Origin of the sequence: Candidatus Tisiphia endosymbiont of Ceraclea dissimilis (genome assembly GCF_964030735.1) — a bacterium.
In the GTDB taxonomy this organism is placed as follows: domain Bacteria; phylum Pseudomonadota; class Alphaproteobacteria; order Rickettsiales; family Rickettsiaceae; genus Tisiphia.
On record NZ_OZ034917.1, the window covers coordinates 1,101,818 to 1,126,483 of the forward strand.

General features: G+C 33.7%; 23 protein-coding genes and 1 tRNA gene. 20 read left to right on the plus strand and 4 right to left on the minus strand.

The genetic code is table 11. The features are described 5' to 3' along the window. Window positions 1–102: 102 nt before the first annotated feature. Window positions 103–1,497 (minus strand): cysteine--tRNA ligase, encoded by a 1,395-nt coding sequence (gene cysS / locus ACQH1V_RS05305; protein WP_425360887.1) that lies wholly within the window; start codon window positions 1,495–1,497, stop codon window positions 103–105. Window positions 1,498–1,838: 341 nt separating this feature from the next. On the opposite strand from cysS, the gene rodA reads away from it, so the two are divergent. From rodA to ACQH1V_RS05335, 6 genes are all read left to right on the plus strand, one after another. Further along, a complete protein-coding gene (gene rodA / locus ACQH1V_RS05310) occupies window positions 1,839–2,939 on the plus strand; it encodes a rod shape-determining protein RodA (RefSeq protein ID WP_341759865.1) in 1,101 nt (366 codons plus the stop codon). Between the two features lie 200 nt (window positions 2,940–3,139). Then, window positions 3,140–3,214: transfer RNA gene (locus tag ACQH1V_RS05315), tRNA-Asn, on the plus strand. A gap of 28 nt (window positions 3,215–3,242) precedes the next feature. Further along, window positions 3,243–3,458 (plus strand): translation initiation factor IF-1, encoded by a 216-nt coding sequence (gene infA / locus ACQH1V_RS05320; RefSeq protein ID WP_094649298.1) that lies wholly within the window; start codon window positions 3,243–3,245, stop codon window positions 3,456–3,458. 14 nt (window positions 3,459–3,472) lie between these two features. Further along, window positions 3,473–4,102 (plus strand): Maf family protein, encoded by a 630-nt coding sequence (locus tag ACQH1V_RS05325; RefSeq protein WP_425360095.1) that lies wholly within the window; start codon window positions 3,473–3,475, stop codon window positions 4,100–4,102. A gap of 151 nt (window positions 4,103–4,253) precedes the next feature. Further along, window positions 4,254–4,886, plus strand: a complete 633-nt coding sequence (gene lipB / locus ACQH1V_RS05330; protein WP_094649446.1) for a lipoyl(octanoyl) transferase LipB — start codon at window positions 4,254–4,256, stop codon at window positions 4,884–4,886. Between the two features lie 19 nt (window positions 4,887–4,905). Then, entirely contained in the window at window positions 4,906–6,234 is a 1,329-nt protein-coding gene (locus tag ACQH1V_RS05335) for a DUF2748 family protein (protein WP_425360096.1), read from the plus strand. Between the two features lie 81 nt (window positions 6,235–6,315). On the opposite strand, the gene ACQH1V_RS05340 is transcribed toward ACQH1V_RS05335, so the two are convergent. Continuing rightward, a complete protein-coding gene (locus tag ACQH1V_RS05340) occupies window positions 6,316–7,230 on the minus strand; it encodes a peptidoglycan DD-metalloendopeptidase family protein (protein WP_425360097.1) in 915 nt (304 codons plus the stop codon). Between the two features lie 92 nt (window positions 7,231–7,322). Here ACQH1V_RS05340 and rpiB point away from each other — a divergent pair, with 92 nt between their 5' ends. From rpiB to ACQH1V_RS05360, 4 genes are all read left to right on the plus strand, one after another. After that, a complete protein-coding gene (rpiB, locus tag ACQH1V_RS05345; protein ID WP_425360098.1) occupies window positions 7,323–7,757 on the plus strand; it encodes a ribose 5-phosphate isomerase B in 435 nt (144 codons plus the stop codon). Window positions 7,758–8,141: 384 nt separating this feature from the next. Then, the gene (locus tag ACQH1V_RS05350) at window positions 8,142–8,429 is read left to right on the plus strand and encodes a co-chaperone GroES (RefSeq protein WP_341748667.1); all 288 of its coding nucleotides are present in this window, start codon (window positions 8,142–8,144) and stop codon (window positions 8,427–8,429) included. Window positions 8,430–8,481: 52 nt separating this feature from the next. Next, the gene (gene groL / locus ACQH1V_RS05355) at window positions 8,482–10,137 is read left to right on the plus strand and encodes a chaperonin GroEL (protein ID WP_425360099.1); all 1,656 of its coding nucleotides are present in this window, start codon (window positions 8,482–8,484) and stop codon (window positions 10,135–10,137) included. Between the two features lie 552 nt (window positions 10,138–10,689). Further along, window positions 10,690–10,875 (plus strand): hypothetical protein, encoded by a 186-nt coding sequence (locus tag ACQH1V_RS05360; protein WP_133062940.1) that lies wholly within the window; start codon window positions 10,690–10,692, stop codon window positions 10,873–10,875. A 119-nt stretch (window positions 10,876–10,994) separates the two neighbouring features. On the opposite strand, the gene ACQH1V_RS05365 is transcribed toward ACQH1V_RS05360, so the two are convergent. Further along, window positions 10,995–11,600, minus strand: coding sequence for a carbonic anhydrase (locus ACQH1V_RS05365; RefSeq protein WP_094649796.1), 606 nt, complete (start codon window positions 11,598–11,600; stop codon window positions 10,995–10,997). A gap of 581 nt (window positions 11,601–12,181) precedes the next feature. Between ACQH1V_RS05365 and ACQH1V_RS05370 the strand changes: the two genes are divergently transcribed. From ACQH1V_RS05370 to ACQH1V_RS05415, 10 genes are all read left to right on the plus strand, one after another. Beyond that, window positions 12,182–12,724, plus strand: a complete 543-nt coding sequence (locus ACQH1V_RS05370; RefSeq protein ID WP_425360100.1) for a helix-turn-helix domain-containing protein — start codon at window positions 12,182–12,184, stop codon at window positions 12,722–12,724. Continuing rightward, window positions 12,676–13,233: an IS630 family transposase gene (locus tag ACQH1V_RS05375; RefSeq protein WP_425360101.1), complete on the plus strand. Its 558-nt coding sequence runs from the start codon at window positions 12,676–12,678 to the stop codon at window positions 13,231–13,233. The genes ACQH1V_RS05370 and ACQH1V_RS05375 overlap by 49 nt, the downstream gene beginning before the upstream one ends. Window positions 13,234–13,255: 22 nt before the next feature. Then, entirely contained in the window at window positions 13,256–13,759 is a 504-nt protein-coding gene (locus ACQH1V_RS05380; protein ID WP_341748510.1) for a helix-turn-helix domain-containing protein, read from the plus strand. Between the two features lie 92 nt (window positions 13,760–13,851). Next, the gene (locus tag ACQH1V_RS05385; protein WP_425360888.1) at window positions 13,852–14,313 is read left to right on the plus strand and encodes an IS630 family transposase; all 462 of its coding nucleotides are present in this window, start codon (window positions 13,852–13,854) and stop codon (window positions 14,311–14,313) included. A 194-nt stretch (window positions 14,314–14,507) separates the two neighbouring features. Further along, complete coding sequence (locus ACQH1V_RS05390; RefSeq protein WP_425360102.1) at window positions 14,508–16,082, plus strand: hypothetical protein; 1,575 nt, start codon at window positions 14,508–14,510, stop codon at window positions 16,080–16,082. Window position 16,083: 1 nt separating this feature from the next. Continuing rightward, window positions 16,084–19,515 carry a hypothetical protein gene (locus ACQH1V_RS05395; protein ID WP_425360103.1) on the plus strand — a complete coding sequence of 1,144 codons (3,432 nt, stop codon included), beginning with the start codon at window positions 16,084–16,086 and terminating at the stop codon, window positions 19,513–19,515. A 96-nt stretch (window positions 19,516–19,611) separates the two neighbouring features. Next, window positions 19,612–20,363, plus strand: a protein-coding gene (locus ACQH1V_RS05400; RefSeq protein ID WP_425360889.1) for an IS5 family transposase whose coding sequence is annotated in 2 segments (ribosomal slippage) — window positions 19,612–20,008 and window positions 20,008–20,363 — 753 coding nt in all. Because the reading frame shifts where the segments join, the coding sequence is not laid out codon by codon here. A gap of 542 nt (window positions 20,364–20,905) precedes the next feature. Next, window positions 20,906–21,733: a hypothetical protein gene (locus ACQH1V_RS05405; protein ID WP_375329873.1), complete on the plus strand. Its 828-nt coding sequence runs from the start codon at window positions 20,906–20,908 to the stop codon at window positions 21,731–21,733. Beyond that, window positions 21,730–22,443: a LysM peptidoglycan-binding domain-containing protein gene (locus ACQH1V_RS05410; protein ID WP_425360104.1), complete on the plus strand. Its 714-nt coding sequence runs from the start codon at window positions 21,730–21,732 to the stop codon at window positions 22,441–22,443. Before ACQH1V_RS05405 ends, ACQH1V_RS05410 begins: the two co-directional genes overlap by 4 nt. 266 nt (window positions 22,444–22,709) lie before the next feature. Beyond that, entirely contained in the window at window positions 22,710–24,236 is a 1,527-nt protein-coding gene (locus ACQH1V_RS05415) for a hypothetical protein (protein WP_425360105.1), read from the plus strand. 127 nt (window positions 24,237–24,363) lie between these two features. Here the strand turns inward: ACQH1V_RS05415 and ACQH1V_RS05420 are convergent, their stop codons facing one another. Beyond that, window positions 24,364–24,645 (minus strand): hypothetical protein, encoded by a 282-nt coding sequence (locus ACQH1V_RS05420; RefSeq protein WP_425360106.1) that lies wholly within the window; start codon window positions 24,643–24,645, stop codon window positions 24,364–24,366. Between the last annotated feature and the right edge of the window lie 21 nt (window positions 24,646–24,666).

A 24,666-nucleotide genomic window follows, 5' to 3' on the forward strand; every position in this document is an offset into this window, starting at 1 on the left:
GTTGGTGACGTCGTCGCTTGCCTATTACTTATAGGCATCGCTCCTAGCCCCAAATTCCCCTGAATTGACTATACTCGCTAATAAACGTCTTATTCTTGATAATCAAGTTTTTCTCCAAATAGTTGATCCATCTGGTTTATCTTCTAGAATAATGCCATCTTGCAATAAATCTTGGCGAATTTGATCGGCTAATAGCCAATCTTTTTGTAATTTTGCTTGTTGTCTTTGGGCAATAAGCTGCATAATTAATTGATCGCCCTGTTGATCATTTATTGCATAATCGAACCACACGCTAGCTGGCTTGGTCATTAGACCGATAAAATTGCTGCAAGAAAGTAAGTAAGACGCATATTGGTATTTATCTTCTTCTGTGGTACTGGCAAAAACCAATTTGGCATAATCGTTGATTATTTTTATGGCAAGAGGGGTGTTCAGATCATCAAATAAGCTTGAGCAAAATTCTTCTGGAACATTCTGAACATCAAGCTTGTTAATATCTAAATTTTCTATCGCTCTATACCAATAATTTATTGTTTTTTTAGCATCTTCTAAAGCCTTATCGTTGTAATCTAATGGTTTGCGGTAATGGCTGCTCATTAGCAATAACCTAATCACGTCACCTGGGATTTTCTTATCTATCAAATCTTTTACCGTAATAAAATTATTGAGCGACTTACTCATTTTTTCACCATTACAGGTTAAGAATCCATTATGCACCCAATATTTAGCGAAGTAAGAGTTCGGGAAAGCACATGTACTTTGTGCTATTTCATTAGTATGATGAGGAAAAATTAAATCTGCTCCACCACCGTGAATATCAAAATTTTCTCCTAGATATTTATAGCTCATCGCTGAACATTCTATATGCCATCCTGGTCTACCTCTTCCCCAAGGACTATCAAAATTTGCCAATATTTCTTCATCTTTATTGGCTGGTTTCCATAAGACAAAATCATGGGGGTGCTTTTTTGATAGATTATTTTCAATACGTACTCCTTCTAGCATTTCATTAAGATTACGATTTGATAATTTTGTATAATCTGGAGAGGTAGAAATATCAAAATAAACATGGTTATCTGCCATATAAGCATGCTTTAGGTCAAGTAATTTTTGAATAATCATCACCATATCATCAATATGCATAGTAGCTTTTGGTTCGATATTTGGTGTTTTGCAACCTAGATATTGCATATTACAATGAAATTCTTCTGTAATTTTGGCTGTTAAGTCAGCAATAGTTATTTTGAGTTCTCTGGCTCTATTTATTATTTTGTCATCAATGTCGGTAATATTACGGACATATTTTATATGATTTTTACCAAATATTTTACTTAGTGAGCGATATAAAATATCGTATACTACTACGGACCTAGCGTTACCAATATGGGGGTGATCGTAGACAGTTGGACCGCAAACATACATTTTCACTAGATTATTATCTAGCGGTACAAAAACCTCTTTATTGCGAGTTAGTGTGTTATGTAATAATAATTTCATGTTCTTTATCGTTGTGTTAAACTTTGTAGCTAATCCGACTAACATTACACCGTCATTGCAAGGTAGCAAAGCAATTTCTAATTATTTTTTGGGATTGCTTCGTCGCTACTAAAGTAGCTTCTCGCAATGACGTTGGGTAAAAATACTTCCGTCATTGCGAGCGAACGTACGTGAGCGTGGCAATCCATGAAGTTTGTCATATGAACAATTGCTTCGTTGCCACTAAAGTAGCTTCCCGCAATGACTGAGTAATATTATTGGGTTAGCTCTAAAGAGCATAATTATATAATATTTATTATTGTTTTATAGTTAATTTTTATGGATATCTACCTAAAATGTCAATTCAAGGAAATTATTTTGAAAAACTAAAAAAACTACCGATTACTTTAATTATTCTTATTAGCATAATTTGTAGTATTGGTTTTGTTGTACTATATTCCGCTTCGGATAGTAATATTCAACCTTGGGCATATAAGCAGATGATGATTTTTTTTCTGTTTATACCAATTGTGATAATTATTACGATTATTGACATAAAATATATATTTAAGTTTTCATATATATTTTATATTGCAGTTATTATCTTATTAGTTAGTGTTGAGCTTTTTGGCTCTATTGCTATGGGAGCAAAACGTTGGATAGATTTAGGAGTTGTCCGCTTGCAGCCTTCTGAACCGACAAAACTAGCAATAGTGTTAATGTTAGCTAGGTATTTTCATCAATTAAAAACTGAAGATTTTACCAGATTTCATAAGATTTTATTGCCTATAATAGCTGTGATAGTACCAGTTTTACTGATAATAAAAGAGCCGGATTTAGGTACTGGAGTGATTACTATCATTATTGCTAGTGTTATTTTCTTTGCTGTTGGTTTTAGAGTAAGAAATTTTATGATAATTGGTATTATAGTTGTTACTTGCGTACCGGTTATTTGGCAAGTGATGCATGATTATCAAAGAAAAAGAGTCATGGTTTTTTTGGATCCTGAGAAAGATCCGCTTGGAGCTGGCTATAATATTATCCAATCAAAAATCGCTATTGGCTCTGGTGGGTTATGGGGTAAAGGGCTTACCAAAGGTAGTCAAAGCCATCTAAATTTTTTACCAGAGCATCAGACCGATTTTATCTTTGCTACTTTTGCTGAAGAATTTGGTTTTGTTGGTAGTTTGTTTCTATTAATTCTTTATTCGGCAATTATAGTAATTTCATTGATGATTGCTACTAATTGTCGAACAACATTTAGTAAATTGATGGTAATAGGCATAACATCGATCCTATTTAGTCATGTATTTATAAATATAGCTATGGTGATGGGATTATTACCAGTAGTGGGCGTACCTTTACCATTTATATCTTATGGTGGTACAATGATGGTATCAATGCTTATTGGCTTTGGATTGGTAATGAATGCTCAAATACACCAGCATAGTATAGTCAATTGATGAGAAATTGGGGACGTTGTCACTCGTCGCTCGCCTATTACTTATAGGCGTCGCTCCATCGCTCCTAGCCCCAAATTCTCCTAAATTGACTATAGTAGTTTTTAATAGACTTATGCAGGAAATATAATTTTTTTTTAGAGAAAAAACAAGAAAACACTAGACCCTAGACAAAAGATTTGTTATAAGGGTAAGGTAAATGTTCCTCGGTAGCTCAGTGGTAGAGCAAACGGCTGTTAACCGTTCGGTCGCTGGTTCGAGTCCGGCCCGGGGAGCCATTTTAAATATAATTTAATTTAAGTTGTAATGACCAAAGAAGAGCTAATTAATTTTGAAGGGGTTGTCCTTGAGCTTTTACCTAATGCAACTTTTAGAGTGAAGCTAGAAAATGGTCATTTTATTATCGCCCATACTTCTGGTAGGATGCGTAAAAATCGTATTAGGATACTTGTTGGGGATAAGATAACAGTGGAAATGACTCCTTACGACTTAACAAAAGGTCGTGTTATCCATCGTCATTAAGATTTTTCATATTTATGTCAAATGTAGAAGATACTTCTTTAAAACAACATAATATAGATGTAATTCTAGCATCACAATCACCGGCAAGGCTTGAATTGCTAAAAAGAATCAAAATATTTCCCACCCAAATTATTCCTGCTAATATCAATGAAACAGAATATTTGCGAGAATTACCAAATCAATTAGCGATAAGATTGGCACAGGAAAAGGCAAAAGTTGTTGCCCAACAAATAACTGGTGAAGCTATAATTATAGCAGCTGATACTGTTGTAGCTCGTGGCAGAAAAATATTACCCAAAGCTTTAACAAGTGAAGATGTTAGATATTGTCTTAATATTTTATCTGGAAGACGTCATAGGGTTTATACAGGGGTCTGTATAATAAAAAAAACTTCCGAACAACTCTTAACACGACAAAAAATAGTGCAAACTATAGTCAAGTTTAAAAAACTGAGTCATCAAGAGATAGAATTTTACTGTAGCCTAGATGAAGGAATCAATAAAGCAGGTGGTTGCATGATTCACGGCTATGCTGAAGCTTTTATTCCTAGCATATACGGATCATACTCCAATATTATGGGATTACCACTATTGGAGACTATGCATATGCTTACTTCTTTGGGTTTTAAAAATAATCCTATATAAACAATTCTCCTGAATTGTTTATACTTGCTCCCGCCAAAATCTTTCAATACAAAATATTTTTTAAAATTTTTCATTTTTTTCTATTTTACTTCTTAGTGGTAGCCTATTTGTGTATTATAATATTCCTTAAATATAAAATATCTTACTAATTATGGTGCAATTTGTTACCTTATCAGGTCTTTCAGAATATGAAGATACGGTAAAATTAATGGAAGATAAGGTTGCTAGTTTAATTAATAAATCCTCGAAAGAGGTTGTTTATTTAGTTGAGTATAAGGATATCTATACCGCAGGTACTAGTTTTAAGGCCAATGAATTGCTAGACCCTGGAGATATACCAGTAATTTATACTAATAGGGGGGGGAAGTTTACTTACCACGGTAGCGGACAAAGAGTTATATATCCTATTGTTGATTTAGCATCAGAATGGAGACAAAAAGATTTAAAGCTATATATTAAATTATTGGAAGAATGGATTATAAATAGCCTGTTATATTTTGGAATCAAAGCTTTTACTATTAATGGTATGGTAGGAATATGGGTAAAAGAAAACGGTGTACCGGCAAAGATTGCCTCAATAGGCGTTAGGGTTAGAAAATGGATTGCATATCATGGTATTGCTGTAAATATTTCAACAAATCTTGATATGTTCTCCGGAATTATTGCTTGTGGATTAAGGGATGTGCCGGTAACCTCGTTAAAGAAACTTGGTGTTGATATAACATTAGAGCAATTTGATGAAGTTATTAAGGATAAATTTTTTGAGATTCTAGATAGAAAATGAAAATATTAAGTGTACTATTATGAGTTCAATTTATCATATACTCGATAAGGTTCCTGCTATCTATCCTGAAGATATGCAGATAGAATATGAACAATTAGCTCAGCAATTAATTAAATCGGGTAAACTTAGGATAGATACCGATAATAGTTGTAATTTTGCAAGATTTTCTGATCCCAAATTCAATATTAGTTTGATGGTAAGTAAGGAAGAAATAACAGACCCAGATTTAATTGAACAAACTAATCAGTTATTTAGGTCTTTATATAAATCTTCTATATCCGATAAAAAATTGGCATTGATTTATACAGATTTGAAAAAACAAATTCAAAAATTACAACCAGTTAACCCATTAGTTACTGAAAGATTAACAAGGATTTTTGTTCAGTCAGCCCATCCTATAGTTATTAGGTGGTTACTGCATGATCAGGTTCAAGTATTTATTACTTACTCCCATAATATTGGCGATATGATGGATATAGTTGATTGGCAACGTTCTGGCTCCAATAGTGGTATGCAAAGTACTGACGGCAAGAATGTTGCAGTCTTTGTGTCCTGTGGTGGCAATCCATTTGCTGAAAATGATGAAATTCATCCAACTTATGGTGATGGATGGGCAGCAGTTGCTAGGTTACAAATTATAGCTGGACAAGAGCTTGGGCATTTTGCCGATATTAAAAGAGATGCGAGTGGTCGTCAAATAAGTCGTCATTCAGAAAATTTCTCTGGAACAAAAGCAACGCCTCATGTAAAACAGGCGAGGCAGGATGATATTATTAATTGTAATAAATTATTAGCCAATCTTCTCTCGATGGGGATGAGGCAAATGATTAATTATGAAGAGAAGGTAGAATTTTATAATAAGAACAAGGTTCATGGCATAAGGGTTTATTGGGCAAGATTACTTGCATTGATTTATAAACAGAAATTTTTATTTTCTGTTTATAGGAGAAAATTACTTTTTATTAAGAGGTTCGCAAAAGAACAATATATGGGGCTGATGATTAGAGCTATGATCGAAGATATGAAGTTTAATTTGGCACCAGTCGCAGATGTTTATAAGAGTAGCGACCCTGAAGTCGAAGAAACAATTGCCTGTATCGAAGCTCTAGCCAGAGTACCTCAACAGGTTATGAAATGGGGATATTTAACAACTATGGAAACAATGAAAGGATTATATAAAGTATATTACTATGAAGTTATACCCTCTTTAATTTCTAATTATGTATCAATGACTAAACAAAGCTACAAACGTGATATGTCAAAGCCGCGATCTCTAGCTAATTTTCTTCATAAAATAAACATATTTAGAGAAAAAAAGTTAATATTTAAACAAATCAGGGAGATATAATGGAATAGTTATCGCAGGCAATTTCCTAGCTTCAACGCATCCTTGCTATTTAAAGGTTCTTGCTACGTTATGTTCTAAATTTTAATAGTTTACATATTGTAGCGGATCAACAGCTAGCTTTCCCTGGCGAATAGCAAAATGCAGCTGAGGGTATTCGGCATCTCCAGTACCCCCTACATGTCCTATTACTTCTCCTTGTGAAACTGTTGCTCCTTTTTGAACAATTAGGTCTTGTAAATAAGCATAAGCAACATAAAGGTCGCTATTATCTAATTTTACTATTAGTAAATTACCAAACTTTGTATCATTGCCTGCAAACATTACTTTACCTGAGGCAATAGATTTTACATTAGCACCTTCTTTTGCAGCAATATTAATCCCTTTGCTTTTTCCTTTAGATGTTTGTTCACCAAATTTGATAGTAATTTTACCATCAATTGGTTTGATAAATTTTGTCGCATTTTCCGTTTCTCTTATAGTGCTTTTTCTTATTGATCTTTCTTGATTTTTTTTATTTAACAGCTCAGTATTAACTTTTATCATGATAATTTGAGATTTGCTAAGATGGTATGGGGCAGACATGTTATTTAGCTCAGCTAATTGCTCAACCGTTCGACCATACTCATTGGCTATCGATTCTAACGTTTCTCCTGATTGAACCTCACGATAGATTATCTTATTATCATCTAGTTTTACTTTTGGGACTATTATTATATCGTCCTGATTTTGAGGCTTTATAGCATGGCGTTCTTGTAAGAAACCAGTTGGAGCATCAAACTCTTTTTCTTTCTCGTCAATCTCTCTACCTATTATTTCGCCTTCATCACTTTCTGATATATGGTTATTTTCAGAATATGTGGTAGTTGGTGGTTTTGTAGTTGTAGCTTTTTGGGAAAAATTCTTTCCACGATTATATTCAATAGGAGCTGGAAGTTGAGTAGCACATCCAGAAATCATAAATATTACAAAATAGATAAAAAATATATTGTTTTTCATAACTAACCAAAAAATTTGCAATTTTATTATGCAATAAACTAACTTTAATGTACAATTAATTTTAGTATTTTTTTCACCAAGATTACGTAATTATGAAAACTTACAGCGTTCTAATAGCCAGTGACCATTCCGGATTTTCACTCAAGAATAAAATTATCAGTTATTTAAACAATAAAAATATATCTATCCTTGATTATGGTACTTATAACCAAGAAGCAGTCGATTATCCAGATTATGCTAAAAAAGTTGTTGATGGAATTTTAGAAAATAGAGCTCCTTTAGGAATTTTAATTTGTGGAACTGGTATAGGTATGTCAATTGCTGCAAATCGTACATCTGACATAAGGGCTGCTTTATGTTTTGACTTATTTATGGCAGAAAGATCAAGAGCCCATAATGATGCTAATATAATAGTGTTAGGAGCTAAGATACCAAACGAAGAATTGGCATGTCAAATGGTCGATAAATTTTTAACCACTAAATTTGAAGGTGGGAGACATAGTACTAGATTATCAAAAATAAACTAGGAGGTATATATATAGTCAATTCAGGAGAATTTGGGGCTAGGAACGATGGAGCAATGCCTATAAGTAATAGGCGAGCGACGAGTGACGACGTTACCAACTTCTCATCAATTAGTATTTAGCATCAGCGTCATTGCGAGAAGCTACTTTAGTAGCGACGAAGCAATCTAATGAATGTGGATTGCTTCGACCACGTAGTGGTCTCGCTAATAGCGTTTTGCACTTTTCCGAAATTTTTAAATTGTCATGGGGTTTATGCGTAAGGTGAATTATTTACATAAATTACTCATTAATAATTAAAAAATTTTCTTTTATCCCTTGAACTGTTACAAAATCAAACATATATAGAATACACAATGTGTAAGTATTAATTTTATGGAGGTAAGAATGTCTTTTAGACCGTTACATGATAGAATTGCGGTAAAACCAATTCAACAAGAAGAAAAAACACTCGGGGGAATTATTATCCCTGATACAGCTAAGGAAAAGCCTATGCAAGGGGAAGTAATAGCTGTAGGAAAAGGAGTGAGAGGGGAGAATGGTACTATCCACTCATTAGAAGTTAAAGTAGGCGATAAAGTACTATATGGCAAATGGGCTGGTACTGAAGTTAAAGTTGATGGTTTAGATCTGATAATCATGAAAGAAAGTGATGTCATGGGCATAATTAGTTAATAATTTATCTAAATTATTATAAGAATTATTTAATTTGTAAGGAGAATATAATATGGCAACAAAATTAATAAGACACGGCTCAAATGCACGTGAACAAATGCTAAGAGGTATTGATATTTTAGCTGATACCGTAAAAGTAACATTAGGTCCAAAAGGTAGAAATGTTGCAATTGAACAGTCATTCGGAGCACCAAGATTAACCAAAGACGGTGTGACAGTGGCAAAAGCCATTGAACTAAAAGACAAAGCCCAAAATTTGGGAGCCCAATTAGTAAAATCTGTGGCAAGTAAAACATCTGATGTTGCTGGTGATGGAACAACTACCGCAACTGTTCTAACTCAAGCAATAGCAAGGGAAGGTAACAGATCGGTAGCAGCTGGCTTGAATCCTATGGATATAAAACGTGGTATAGATTCAGCCGTTAATTTAATAGTTGAAGAAATTAAGAAAGCTAGTAAGAAAATCAGCAGCCAAGAGGAGATTGCTCAAGTTGGTACTATTTCATCAAATGGTGATAAAGAAATTGGTGAAAAAATTGCCGTAGCAATGGAAAAAGTTGGTAAAGAAGGGGTAATTACCGTTGAAGAAGCTAAGAATTTTAGTTTTGAAGTAGATGTAGTTGAAGGTATGATGTTTGATAGAGGTTATCTATCACCATATTTTGTTACTAATTCCGAAAAGATGGTAGCTGAATTAGAAAATCCTTTTATCTTATTATTTGAAAAGAAATTATCAAATTTACAGCAAATGTTACCAGTGCTTGAAGCCGTAGTGCAATCAGGACGTCCTTTATTAGTAATTGCTGAAGATGTAGAAGGAGAGGCACTTGCTACCCTGGTAGTGAATAAATTACGTGGTGGGTTAAAAGTTGCTGCAGTTAAAGCTCCTGGATTTGGCGATAGAAAAAAATTCATGATGGAAGATATCTCTATTTTAACAGGTGGTCAGCTTATTAGTGAAGATCTTGGTATGAAGCTTGAAAATGTTAATATCAAAATGCTAGGTACTGCTAAAAAAGTTACTATCTCCAAAGAAAATACTGTCATAATTGATGGTGCTGGTAGTAAGGCAGATATCGCAGCTCGTTGTTCTCAAATTCGAGTACAAATTGATGAGTCTAGTTCAGATTACGATAAAGAAAAATTACAAGAGCGTTTAGCTAAACTTGCTGGTGGCGTAGCTGTCTTAAAAGTTGGTGGTGCTACTGAAGTTGAAGTAAAAGAAAGAAAAGATCGTGTAGAAGATGCTTTGCATGCTACTAGAGCTGCCGTGGAAGAAGGCGTTGTTGCTGGTGGCGGTGTTACTCTTTTCTATGCGGCAAGAGCTTTAGAGTCACTAAAAAGTGCTAATGAAGATCAACAGGCTGGTATTAACATCGTTAAGAAGGCTCTGCAAGCTCCAGTAAGACAAATTGCAGAGAATGCTGGTATGGATGGAGCTATTGTAGTTGGGAAACTTACTGATAGCAAAGATAAAAACTTTGGCTTCAATGCTCAAGATATGACTTATGTTGACATGATTAAAGCTGGTATTATCGATCCAACTAAGGTCGTGCGTACTGCTTTGCAAGATGCAGCATCAGTTGCTTCTTTGATTATTACTACCGAAGCATTTATTATTGATGAACCAGCTGATAAGGATGAATCTGCTATGCCACGTGGTGGTATGGGCGGTGGTATGGGTGGCATGGGCGGTATGGACTTCTAACCGCTTCTTCCCATATTATAAGTTCTAATGTCACCCTTACCCTTCGTAGGGGTGACATTAGAACTGTTGAAAGTTAGAAGAATCAGTTTTAGACCGGGTAGTTTAAAAGTCGTATGTGGTCAACGTCATTGCGAGCTGATGTATCCCCACGAAATTGTTGCAAAATAACACGAGTTGCCAATTAATTGATTTTAGTAAACCCTAGACTTCACAAGGTTTGAAGAACATTTAATCAGGTCAAAAAATGCAATAAATTCTCAAAATTAGAAATTTTTTAAAATACATAGCGTTTTGATTATACTTTTCACGTGTCAAATAGTTCGTAAACTGCTTGACATCTAGGTTTTATGAGCTAACTTAATTGGCAACTCGCGTAAAATAGCAAGAATTTCGTGGGGATACATCAGATTGCTAGGAGCCGCTAAAAGCGGCAACGCGGCAATCCATTTTTGTGTCACCCCTGCGTAAGCAGGGGTCTAGATTCCTGTCTACGCGGGAATGGTAAACTAGATGGATGATTTAAATATCTCTTTATTTTTGATAGCTAAATCAATGGAAAGATCAAAAAGCTATATTGTTCATAAAGCAATTGAAAGCTACATTAAAGAGCAATTACAAGATATAGAGGATGCTGAAGATGCTTTAGCCAGAATGAAAAATCCAAATAGGAAATTTTATACTTCTGAAGAAATGAAGCAAAAATTAAAAGAAAGATATCGTGCAGAGCCTAGTTTATAAGGCTAAATGGGAAGATACAGCTGATACGGATTTAGCAAATAATTTAGTAATTATAAATAAAATAGGGCATAGAAGTAATATTTATTAGAAAATACCACTATATTCTGTGTAGAATAACCTTAAGCAAGGGGTATATATGTCTGTTGTTTATCAGAATAAGTAAAAATTTGCCCTGTTTTTATATCAAAAAACCATAGATGAATAATTAGTTCTTTTCTGCTTACTTGTTCATTGATCCATGGAAACATCATACAATTTTGATATGATTGTTTAAGTGCTAATTTTGTATAATCATCAGCGTTATGTTGTCTAAAATTAGGTGTTTTTATTAGAGAAACCCAGTTGGTTATGAAATCATTGTGCTGTGAATCATCATTAGTTAATAATTCCTGGATTCCTCCACATTGACTATGTCCCAATATAATTAAGTGTTCAACTCTTAAAAAACAAACTCCAAATTCTAAGGCGGCACTCGTACCATGATGATATGTATCTTTTTCATAAGGGGGAACAATATTTGCCACATTACGGACAACAAATAAATCTCCTGGATCACACTGTAATATTAACGCTGGGTCTACTCGTGAATCACAACAAGCAACTACCATAATCTTTGGTTGTTGACCATCACGGGATAGGCTATGCATGACAGATTTATTACCATCCGCATATTTTTTCCTAAAAACTTGATAGCCTTTTAGTATTTTGTTAAAACTTTGTTGCATATGTCAGCCCTAAAAACGTCACTATAACTATAGTTGATTGATGAGAAGTTGGGGACGTTGTTGCCATAGTACCCTACAATTTTTATTCTATAAGTATTAAACAGCATAAAAACGTCATTGCGAGAAGGCGTGAGCCTACGAAGCAATCTATATAGTCTTGATGTATCTATACTAATTCTCATGGATTGCTTCGTCGCTACTAAAGTAGCTCCTCGCAATCTGATGTATTCCCACGAAATTCTTGCTATTTTACGCGAGTTGCCAATTAAGTTAGCTTATAAAACCTAGATGTCAAGCAGTTTACGAACTATTTGACACGTGAAAAGTATAATCAAAACGCTATGTATTTTAAAAAATTTCTAATTTTGAGAATTTATTGCATTTTTTGACCTGATTAAATGTTCTTCAAACCTTTTGAAGTCTAGGGTTTACTAAAATCAATTAATACCAATTGAAATAGTTAAGGAGGTATATTATAATATGGGAATATAAACTTGAGCAGGTAGTAATACCAAATCACTATCTATTTAATAATATAGATGCTATAGTGTGTTATTTAAGATAGTATAGTGTTAATTAAGATGTCTAGAGGGTATAAGGTATTAGAAGTTAATGTAGAAGAAGTGAAACAATTAATGAATGAAGCAAAGACTAAAGAAGAATTTAGACGTTATCAATCAATCTATCTAAGAGTGAGTGAAAAAATGCCGACATCATTGATTGCTAAAGTTACAGGATTATCAGAAAGTCATGTTCACAGAACCCATAGTCAATGTCGGAAAAAAGGCTTAAAGGCACTATGTAGCAGGAAGAAAGGTGGGAGATACAGAAGTTATCTAACTCAAGAGCAAGAACGTGAGATGCTTAAAAAGATAGAACAGAATGCCGTTAATGGTGGGATAGTAGAAATTAGCAAGGTGCATAAGATTTTTGAGGAAACGGTTGGTAGTAAAATAGCACGTTACACAGCTTATAGGCTGCTTCATAGGCATGGGTGGCGTAAAATTGCACCAAGACCATACCATCCTAAACAAAAGAAGGATGCGGTAGAAACTTTTAAAAAAAGTGGCCTGATATGGTTAAAGAAGCAAGAGTATCAGCAGCAACTGAAGGCAAGGAATTAAAGATATTCTTCCAAGATGAGGCACGTTTTGGTCGTATAGATTCATTAAGGCGTTGCTGGGTTCCGGCTGGAATCAGGCCTTTACTTAAGAAACAAATTATTCGTGAATATACTTATACTTATGGGGCAATTTGTCCATTTGACGGTGCTAGTTGTTTCCTTATTTTGCCTTTAATGAACCAAGATTGGATGATGTTAATGCTACAAGAAATGGCAAAGCGTTATAAGGATAATTTTCTTTTAGTAGTATGCGATGGAGCTGCTGCACATAAACTCGATAAAGAATTATTACCTAATAATATTAAACTAGCTTACTTGCCACCATATAGCCCACAATTAAACCCACAAGAAAATATATGGGATGATATGAGGGAAAAATTCTTTTATAACCTAGCTTTTGATTCAATGAATGCTATAGAAAATCAACTAATCACAGCATGTAATTATTATGAAAATAATCCTGCAATTGTCAAATCTATATGTGCTTGGAATTGGATAGTATCTTGTTAATTAGATAGTGATTTGGTATAAAATGGCAAGAACATTAATATTACCAAAAGGTTTTCATGAGCATGATTTCATATGCCTAATGAAAAACGAGTCGCACGGAAGAAATCGCATACGCTTATTAGCAATGCATCACCTGCAATCAGGCAAGTCATTGAAAACTGTATCGATAATAGTTGGATCGCACTGGAAAACAGTACAATCTTGGCTTAGAAGATTTAGAAACTCTAGCTTTGATGGATTATTTGAATCGCATAGGAGTGGTGCGTTTAGAAAATTCAATAGCTTACAAGAATCTTTTTTGTCTGATAAAATAAATATGTTGAGTGAAAGTAAGACAGGTGGTTATATAACAGGAAAGGAATTACATAATATGTTATTTGAAACATATGGTATTAAATGTAGTTTAAAAACAGTTTATAACACTATACATCGACTTGGTTTTAGCTGGATTACTTCTCGTTCAGTACACCCAAAATCTAATCAAGCAACTCAAAATACATATAAAAAAACTTCGCCAATATGCTAAAAGTATTATTACCAAAAGATATTGATTGGAGTAAGGTTGACATTTGGTCACAGGATGAAACTTGAATTGGGCAGCAAGGTAGTTTAAGTCGCATATGGGCTAAACGTGGGAGCAGACCTAGGAAAGTAAGGCAACAACAATTTATCTCAACATACATCTATGGGGCTGCTTGCCATGATACGGGCGAATCTTTTGCGTTAATTTTACCATATACCAATACTGATTCAATGAATAAGTTCTTAGATGAATTTTCTTTGACTATTGATTCTGGTAGGCATGTTGCATTATTAACAGATAATGCCGGGTGGCATGCAGCGAAAAAATTAATTATTCCAAGTAACATTACCTTGGTACCGCTTCCGCCATACGCACCGGAATTAAATGCGATGGAACAAATTTGGCAGTGGATCAAAAATCACTTCCTATCTAATCAATGTTACGGTGTATACGAAGATATCGTTGCTAATGCTTGCTATGCCTGGAATCAACTTAGTAAAAATGTAACTTTAGTAAAATCAATTATGTATAGAGAGTGGATTAATATACCGCGTTAATTATTTCAATTGGTATCAGCCATACAGAAGCCAAGCTGATTGATGGTAAACGTAACCATTTAGCAATTGAAGCTATCGAAAAGTTTAAGATTGCTACTTATGATAACCCTGAACTTTATAGTAGTAATTTACAAGATAGCATAATAGCTATTAGCTCTTTATCATTACTGCCGCAAGAAAAAGAACAAATGCTGATGAATGCTAAACAAGCTTTGGCATTTGCTGCAGCACAAGGTACTTTAAAGCATTCGTCGGATGCTATATTAAATCCCAATATAGTTGCTGAATGGAAAGAAGATTTGTCGCTTGAACAGCGGGTTAAGCTAGAGGGGCAAGCAAATAATCTACTACATCATCAGCAATTAATGAGACAACATCAACTTAGTTCGCTTACCAATGCCCATTTGCACAGTATCCTAAATACTGGCAAAGGTGTTGATGGTATTGAAAATCTACTACAAGCCAGCTTTAATATTGATGATCCACGATTATTGCAATTCAGAACCCAAGAAGCTTTGTATAAGCAGGCTTTTATTGTCTCGCAACAATTAAAATACCTACCATTCAACCAATGTCAGGAAATATTACAACAAATTGCTCCAAAGAGCGGAGATGTTGATTATGACAAAAAAGAGCAAATATATCATATTTTACTAGAGCAGTTTAACAAACAGCTTAAATTGGCTCAACAAGACCCAGCTAGATTGGTTGAGGAGAACGGTGAAATACCTAACAACATACCATTGTTACAACGTTTATTGCTTAGGAAACAATTGCAAGAACAAAAAGGCATTCCTAGTTACGATCAGAGATATTTAATGAACAAAGAACGTGATGAGTATTTAAAAAAGATTGATACTAAAGATGTTAACCAAATTAAACAAGTCACCGATAGTATAATTAGTCTGCGAGATGATGATACAGAAGGCGGGGAACAATATGGCTTGGAGATAATGGACGAAATCTTAAGGGGTAAGGGAGATTTAGAGTGTTTGACTCAATTCTATGCTGAAAGTAGACTTTACGACCGTAAGACTGCGTCAGCCTTTATGCAAATGATCGCACTAGTTAATGAGCTATCATTAAAAAGTCAGCCATTATTTATCAATCATGAAATGACAGAATTTAACAAAGAAATTGACAGAAATGATATATTAAAGCAATGGAGTAAGGATTTAGCTAAAACTGATATTCAAAACGAGACAGAGATTAACCAAACACGGCAAGCCATAAAATATTTAGCTAAATACTACCAACGTACGGAAGATTTACCAATTGACAAAGCAGTAAAAAAAGCAACCCAAGAATTGATTAGTAAGGTCTATATGCGACTAGATAGTAAGAATATAATAATACCCCGTCAGGTGGTAGCACAACGTATGATTATTGATTTGAATGCTGATTACATAGAAAGTAGTCTAGCAGAGCTGCAACTTGCTATTATTAGCGGTAATATCGCTTGTGATTATGGTACTATTGTAGCTAAGGGTAGTGGTAGCCATATTATCGATAATATCAATGACCCAACAGGACAATATGCCGCTGTAAAAGTACGAGAATCTTTACAACAAGGCAGATGGAAACTAACGCCTGACAAAAAGAGTGTCTATTATACTTTCCTGACGAAAGACGGTCAGTATATGCCAGTTATGACAGAAAATGGTAATATATTAAAATTTGATTTGATAGAACTCAACAAGCCTCAAGCTTTAGAGCGACAAAAGCAAAGATTATTACAAGGTATCTCTGAATCATATTCAATAGATTAGTATGATGAAAAATAATGACAGCTTAAATAATTACTTAGATTATCAGGTAAATAGCAAACCAATTCACCAACGTTACTATTCGACCTTATTACCGGAGCGTATATCTTATAATAGTGTCTTTGATTTGTTAGGTAGCAGCAAAATGGATGTTTGGCGGGCAGTTAGTAGCCAAGCTTATGCAGATAGCCCAAGCCTATTAACCTTACTGCAAACTTTTAACCCACAAAATATTATTGATCCTGAATTACAGGATATTGCTGAATATTTTAAAAATTATAATAACAAATTAACCAAGGAAGAATTTGAGCAAAAATATAGTGAATCAGGTTTAAAGTATGACCCTAATTTTACCAATCAACTAGTAGAAGATATTTTAGAGAGGAAAAAACAGCGAGAAATTAATGACTATATTATTGCGGCAGGTAAAGGCGGATTAGTTGAGGCTATTGGCAAATTTGGAGCTGAGATAGTATTTGGTAATTTGTCACTAATTAACATTGCGGCTAGCTTCGTGCCTATTGGTAAACCTGCAATGTGGGCGGCAACTGCTGTAAAATATGGCAAACTTCCAACAACCTTAGCTAAGGGCTTGGTCGGTGGGGCGGTAGGTCAGGCAGCTATCGAACCATTTCTTTATAATGAACGACATACTGAACAAAGACCTTATGACTTGTCAGATAGTTTGGTTAATATTATAGAAAGTGGTTTATTTGGGGCAACGTTGCACGGTGTTGGTTATTCGGCTAAATATTTACGAGACAGATTATACGTGTATTCCAATAAGTTACGTCCGGAAGTTGAGACTTTACATCCGATAGTTGATAGTCAGTTAAAAGATAATATTGATACTGTACTAAAAGAGTCATCTCCTCAATCGATGGAGAAAATAGTGGAAACTGGGCAAGTTGATAGTCAGGTACCAACAAGTAACAGTACCAATATTGAAAGTTCTTTATTAAGTTTAGCTGAGTTGCAAGCAAAGAAGTTACAATTAATTACGGTAGCCGAGCAACAATATCCTTTATATTTTGCTCAACTGCGGAAAATAGCAGAATTACAACAACATATGCAAGACCAGTTTGGTACTAATGGCAAGATTGAGCAAATATATTCGAATGATCTGGAGAATTGGAACGTAAAACAAGGGGTGAGCGAACGGAGCGTACAACTAGTACGTGAGTACGCGAATCCCCCGCAGTTTTGCGGAGCCAATTCTTCAAAGCATTTGAATATACCGAAATGGTTCTTGGATATTTTATTAGAAGAAAAAGGCAAATTACAACAATTACATCAGGAACATATTAATAATCCAGAGTTTCAGGAATATTTGGCAGCAGAAAAACAACTAGATCAGCAAATTATCAATAATTTACAACGTCAACAATGGGAAACTAAAGGTTATGATTTATCGCCAGAGGACTCATATATAGCAAGAAAGCAGCTAGAGGAAGGCAAACATATCAATCTTGATAATCCACAAGAAGCTAAATCTTTTTACCACGGCGATGATGAGAAATTTGATACTAATAATGCCACCCCTAATCTACAAGAGCATCTAGCTTCCTTAGAAGTTGATATAGCCAATCTACCTGAACAAAAAAAGGTTACTTATCAAGCAGAATCCATCCAGCAAGATGTTATTTACCAACAAACCGAAGAAATTTTACGTAAAGTTAAGCAAGGGGCAGCCCCTTCAGAATTAGAGGAGTTATTTAAAACTCTAGCTGTTGTTGATCAACAATTAGTAGATGAGCTAAAAACTATCCATAAAGAGTTTGTCGGACAGGAAAGATTAGATTTGTTAGAAAGAGATAAACAAATAGATAGGTTCATTGATGATTTTAAAAAAGAACACTTTGTAAAAAAAAGAAATAATGCTTTAAACTTAATCAAGATGGCTACCATAGAGAGATTTATTAGAAATCATCTGAATAAGGTTGCTGCGATAAAAGAATATTTACGGCAAACTGATTTACGGCAACAAACTATTGCTAAAGAGCTGTTATATGGTCTTACAAGAGATTTAGAGAAAGCTGGTGTGGTACACGAGCTTGGAGATATTGCTTATGAAAAGGACGTAATACAAGAATTATGGAATATTAGCCATCCTGATAAAAAGCCGACTGGTAGCGAAAGGGCAATGTTAGTCGCTCAAATAATCAATAAATGGCAAATGATTGCTATCAATAGAGCTAATCTAGCAGGTGGTTATATAATACCGCTGGAAGGTTATATTACTCACCAAAGTCACGATAGCTTTAAAATCCGAGAAGCTGGTTATGATGAATGGCTGAAATTTATCTATCCACTACTTGATCACCAAAAGACTAATAAACTAAATGATAAAATAGATTATAAGGCAATATTTAATAATCTTGCCAGTAACATTCATTTAAAAGATACTGACCAATATTTAAATATAGCATTTACTCAAGTTAGAGGTGGTAACCTAGCTGATGTGGCGTCGGCTAGTAGGAAATTACATTTTAAATCGCCAGAAGCTTGGTTAGCATATCAGAAGCAGTTTGGTAATTACAGACAAAATGACTTTGTTGACAAAATCATTAGCCCTCTAATTAAAAGCCGTTCTTTTATTGCTGATTCGATAGTTAGTAACCTTAATATATTAGGTCGAAGCATTGGGGTAATGGAGAATATGGGTTGTAATCCTGAGTTAATGCTACAATCGATCAAAGGTACTTTTACCAGGGAGCTACAAGAGTTAGCGACTAAAGACCCAACTATTTTAGGGCAACTGGCAGTGCTTAGTAATCCAAACAGTTTTATCAATCAGTTAGACCTAATGCTAGGAGTTAAACCACAAATACCCTCAGTTGACCGCATCCTTGGAGCTTATCGCTCTTGGAAATGTATGGCAAATCTTGGCAAAGTGGTACTTTCTTCAATTCCTGATATGATAAGTTTTGTCAGTGAGTTACAGAATAATGGCATACCACTACTGCAATCTTATGCGAATATCTTACAAGTGGCGACGAGAAACTTTAATGGTGAAAAGAAAAAAGAACTTGCTAATTTGCTTGGTGTGGCGGTAGATTCACTGCTTGGTCATAGTCATTGTCGTTTTGCAGGAGAATACCCAGTATCTGGGAGCATATTTAAACTTACCAATGCATTTTTTAAACTAAATTTCATGGAATGGTGGGATAATAGTTGGAAATCGACAATGGGTAATTTGTTATCGCATAATTTAGCGTCACAAGTCAATCAGCCCTTTAGCTCGCTATATCATAATTTACAGACTTTGCTTAATAGATATGGAATTAATGAAAATAACTGGTATCTTTATCAACATTTAGTTCAACAAATAGACAATAAGCCATATTTAATACCCGATATGGCACTATTACCTGATCATTTACTAGACCAACATTTACAACAACAAAATATTCTCAATAGGACTAGGTTCTGTTGACAAAATTTTATGTTAAGTTATCAGAGTAGAATAAAGAAGTTGCAATAGTAAGAAGAAATGGTAGTTTCTAGTTATCGAAACCAAGAAACTACCGATATGAAGTATTACATAGAAGACCAAGCATGGGAAGCAATTTTATCATTTTTTAAGAAAAAAAAAGCTATACACAACAAGAATGAGGAAAAAATAAGACAGTTTATTGAAGCAATATGGTTTATTGCTAGAACAGGTTGTCAATGGCGTCTTCTGCCTGATTATTATGGTTGTTGGTACAGTGTTTATCGCAGATTTAAGAGATGGGTTGACAAAGGTATATGGGAAGCTTTAATGGATCATGTTAAAGTAGATGTAGATATGGAATCAATGATGATTGATGCAACTATTGTAAGAGCACATGCTTGCTCATCTGGATATATTAAAGGTAATCAAGAGGAAGCAGCTTTAGGTAGAAGCAAAGGTGGTTTTAGTACTAAAATTCATGCCCTCGTTGATGATTGGGTAACCCACTGAAGTTTATACTAACTGCTGGGCAAAGAAATGATATCACTCAGGCTGAAAATCTTACTAAAGATGTTCAGAATACGACGGTGATAGGCGATAAAGGATATGATAGTAGTGTGTTTGTAGAAAGCTTAAAAAATAAGGGGTGTGAGGTTGTTATCCCACCAAAATCTAATCGTAAAGTACAACGTGAATATGATAAACATATTTATAAAGAACGCCATTTAATTGAATGTTTCTTTGGTAAAATCAAACATTTTAGGCGTATATTTTCTAGGTTTGATAAAGCCCCAGCCACCTTTTTAGCCTTTCTAAATTTTGTTGGAGCTTTAATATGGTTACGTTAAAAATTTTGTCAACAGAACCTAGGTTGCTGTGTACCTAAATAAAAGAATGCATAAAAATTAGTAAACAAAAAGGTTAAAAAATGATAACGTTTTGATGGCTCAACAAAAGAAATATTACCATAGACAAGTATTACGTATATTTGTGATAATATTGAGGTCATCCTCCTCATCCTTAAGTCTAATAACGTAGATAAATAAAGTAAAAGTAATAACAGGAAAAAATGGAAGAAAAATGAAGGGTAAGTAGACCTGCCATTAGTTTATTATCGTAAAAGATAATTGATTTTACAATAGTTTGATCATTATAGTACATTACTGACAGTTATTTATTATAGTATCCTACATTTTTTATTCCATTGTAAAAATAACAAAAATTTATAAGGCATTATGATACATAACCTCAATTCGGGATAAGAATAAGCCTTTTAAAGAATGATAACAGTAATGTACTGAGTTAGAGAATAAAAAATAAGCAATATCACAAAAATAATGAAAACAGCTATTAGTGGATTAAAAAAATATGTTATAGTAAAGATTATTAAATGAAGATAAGTAATAAAATGTTACAAATATTAATGTTTTCTATAGCACTCTTAATAAATAGTAATGTTTTTGCTATAGATTTTAAAACAGAAAAGGAAAAAGGTGTGTGGATTAAGAATTTCTTTAAAGATAAAGAAATGGCTCCAATAGAATACCCGATGAAAGCTACTGAAGAGGAGAAAAAGTTTGAGCGACAACTAATAAAAGACTTTATTAGTCAAAATGGCATTGAACATATTGAGCCAATCGCAAGAGGCAAAACACTTACAGACCCAGAAATAGCTCAATATAACAAAGCTTGCCCAGGTAAGAAACCTATTGATATGCATAAATGGTGGCCTACCGTGGTTCTTGAAGGAACAGCTGAAGAAATCGAAGAGACCCTGGAAGATGCAGGCGATGAGTTTGCAAGTGCTATTGATATAAAGCGATGTAATGGCAAAATGAAGATTTATCGATTTAATTTATTCAATACTAGTGATAACAAGCAAGAATATATTCTGTATTGTGATGATTATAGGGAAGTTAGAATGAATGGCAAATTATATGATATAAACAGGCAAATGGAAGATTTTAGTATATTAGGATCTTACCTACATTTTGACCCTAATAAATGTTTATATAGTCAAGAAATATTTGTTACCCATCCTTTATGGGGAGAGGCGGCAAGCGGTATTTTTAAGTATCAAGGTAAAAATTATTTGTATGAAATAAGGACAACCAATTTTAGACCAAAAGGTGAAGTAACTAATATTTTCTTGAAGCGTAAAGAAGGTGTATTAAATGCTAAATTTTTTAGTGCAAAAACCAAAGGGAGGTTAAAATGATTACAGAAGAATTTAATAAGAAATTTGCTGAGTTTGTAACAGAACCTGAGGGGGGCGAAAAGCTCAAAATCTATGATGATGGTTATGGAGTACCAACCATTGGTATTGGTTTTGCTCTAATTAATAAAGTACCAAATGGATGGCAAGCATATTCAGAAAATGAATTAAAGGAAAGAGGAATTAATTTAACTTCTGAGCAATATGATATTATTGTAAATTATGCAGATGCGAAATCTCGAGGTCGTGATACATCGCATCTGAAGAAGCAGTTAGATGATCTAGATTTCACCATTGACACTACAATTTCTCAAAGTTTATTAGAATACTCCATTGAACAAAAATATAAGGAGATTAAAAAACAAATAGGAGAGGAATGTTGGGATCGGCTTAATCTAGCACGTCAAGTTGGAGTAATGGATCATGCTTTCCAAAAAGGCAATATTGTAGCATTAAAAGAATCTTTGATTGCTGGGGATTACGTTCAAACAGCGAAAATAATGAGAAATGCTGAGCCTGCTTGGAAAGATAGGGCAGAGCTAAGAGCTGATTTCGTAGAATGTGGAAAAATGGAGTTTGAAGGAATTTATATAGTAAAAAGAAAAGATACCTTTGGTACTATTGCTAAAGCTCATAATATGTCAGCAGAAGAGTTAAGGACGTTAAATCCAAATGTTAAAGATCCAAAAAAATCTCTGTATTACAGAAAATAAATGTACCTTTACCTCTTGTTACTGAAGAAACTCTGATTGTAGATGAAGATAATTCAGTATGTCAGCCTGACTCTGACAGTATCCTTAATAAAAATAGTCTATTTAAAAGTATATTCTATCATTATAAGTATGATTATTTCTTAAATATTCATCATAAGAGTGCTGATGCTTATTCGTATTATACATACTCGGATCATGCAACAAATTTTTCTCTCCCAGCATCTTCTGGATATTTTTATATTAGTTTACAGTCACCTGGTAATCCAGTGTCTTATTTTAGTGGATATCCTTATAACCCAGAATTATATAATTCTGGGTTACCTCAATCTATGATAATGTCATCAGAACAGAAGAAAGCACATTTTGATCTGCAACAATCATCAAAAGATAGTGGTATACAACTTCTTCATACAAAGCGTATAGGGATAACTTCAGAACAATATTTTCTAGCTTGGAAATATGCAATGAAACAAACAAATGGTGCATTTGTGGATAGAGTATATTCTCTTAAAGTACAAGATTGGACGGATTTTGTTCAATCTGTCTATCATGTTGCTGGTCTACCACTCTTTTTTTCTGTTGTTTATAGCTCATCAGAGTTAAGAAGCTTAAATACTCCTGCTGCTTATAGTGTTTTAACAAAATATGGTAGTAAAGATACAGTTGAAGAATATTTTAGTAATGTACAGGCTAATACATCAAAGGAGTTAACTGAAAGATTGAATGTAAGAATTGATCAAGTAGTACAATTATCGAATGGAACAACGCCTTATTTTAAGGTATCAGTAAAAGATTTGTTGTTACCAGAAGATCTTAGTAATATACCACCTATTACACCAAGTGAATGGGCATCTATGTTAAATGATGCCTTCTATAAGCATTTTACTCCTAATCCATCATTACCAAGAATACTATTAACAGGAGCTATGTTATCACAAAATTCCGGATCTTTTATAGAACTATTATATGAACCTATAGAAAAACATATAGAAATTGCACAATTTTTAAAAATGGTAAAAGAATATGAACAATTATTAGCCCAACGGGATGAAATGCTAGCTTATATAAATTTTATAAAATTTAATGATATCATGCAACCTATGAAGTTAAATATTGCTCTATTTAAAATGCAGTGCAAGAATTTATTAGAGAATTCCCAAAATAAATCTTCTGTAGAATGTCAAAAAAAACTTCTAACAATTAATATTAATAACGCAATCGAAGATTTTGGTAATAAAATCAAGCAGTTTAGTGATAATAAAGCCAGGAGTTTTGATTATTTAACAGAAATCTTAAATCAAGATTGGCAAGATGATGTATTAACATTTTGTAAAAATATTACACATCAGGAGAAATTATTCTTAAAAAGAATGGAATTGTTACTAGCAGTGAACACATCTGATCTAGACTTAGATAATCAGAAACATCCTCATCATCATGGAGAGAATAGTTCACATCACATAGTACGTAGAGATAATGTATTAGGCGACAAACATTCTCCAGAAAGTTTTCCTAGATTATTATCCGATGATTTAAGTACAAATTCTGTATCTAAAAATTATGATGTTAATAGTACATTGATATTAGTAGATGCAGTAATTCGTATGATAACTGGAAAAAAATATCAGAATACTAATAATAAGATACTTAATAAGAATGTAGATCAGGAATATGCTAGCAATCTTGCATATAGTGCATATGTCCCTAAAGATCAAGTAGTGAGTAGTAATGAGAGTAATCTGAATGTATTAGAAGATCACACACAAGATATAGAGTTATTAGGGGGAGTGTAATAGGACAATGTCATTCGGTTAAGAAAATACGAGGGTCTATCAGAAAGATTGTGTGAAGTAGTTGAGATTTAATCTTACATTTAGTAAAATAAACAAATTATTAAATGGAGATTAAAATGAATTTAAATCAGAAAATAATTAAGACCAAAAATAGGATTAGTTGAACTAGCAAAAAGCTTAGGAATGATATTATATAATTATGAGCTAACATATTAATAAAGCCTAGCATAAAGCCACTATAAAACAGTTCTGCTTTCTTTGCTCCTGTTTGATGAAAACTAGTAGAATTAAGTAACAATTCCTGCAGACGCTCTTTAAACGCCTCTATTTTACCATCTGGTAATAGAGTAACAAAAGAATAATAGCCAGAATTATCAATTTTTATTTGTTTAGTAACCCATTGTAGCATTCTCTATAATGGTTTCCACCA